This window comes from Rhizobium phaseoli (genome assembly GCF_010668805.1).
GTDB lineage: Bacteria > Pseudomonadota > Alphaproteobacteria > Rhizobiales > Rhizobiaceae > Rhizobium > Rhizobium phaseoli_A.
In genome coordinates, this window is sequence record NZ_WUFT01000163.1 from 1 (window position 1) to 380 (window position 380).

Here is a 380-nt window from a genome sequence, read left to right on the forward strand (position 1 = left end):
CGATGGTCCGCATTCAGGATCTCGACCGCTCGCTGAAGTTCTATCAACGCGCGTTCGGGCTCGAGCCTTCGCACAGGCTCGATTTTCCTGATTTCTCGCTTGTCTATTTGCGCAACGACGAATCCGACAACGAGATCGAACTCACCTGGAACAAAGGACGCGAAGACCCGTACTCGCCCGGCGACGGCTACGGGCACGTCGCGTTCGTCGTCGACGACGTGAAGCGGGAGCGCGAGCGACTGATCCAGCTCGGCATGACGCCGAACGACGTGCGCGAATTCAAGAACGACGACGGCGCCTTGCTCGCGCGTTACTTCTTCATTCAGGACCCGGACGGCTACAAGATCGAGGTGCTCGAACGGCACGGACATTACCAATAG

1 protein-coding gene is annotated in these 380 nt (G+C 59.2%); it reads left to right on the forward strand.

What is annotated here, in order from left to right; translation table 11 throughout:
* Positions 1 to 2: 2 nt before the first annotated feature.
* Positions 3 to 380 carry a VOC family protein gene (locus GR197_RS31865; protein ID WP_164016687.1) on the forward strand — a complete coding sequence of 126 codons (378 nt, stop codon included), beginning with the start codon at positions 3 to 5 and terminating at the stop codon, positions 378 to 380.

What these genes read in the sequence shown, in the direction of transcription:
- GR197_RS31865 (WP_164016687.1), top strand. Translation starts at nt 3, where the DNA reads ATGGTCCGCATTCAGGATCTCGACCGCTCGCTGAAGTTCTATCAACGC.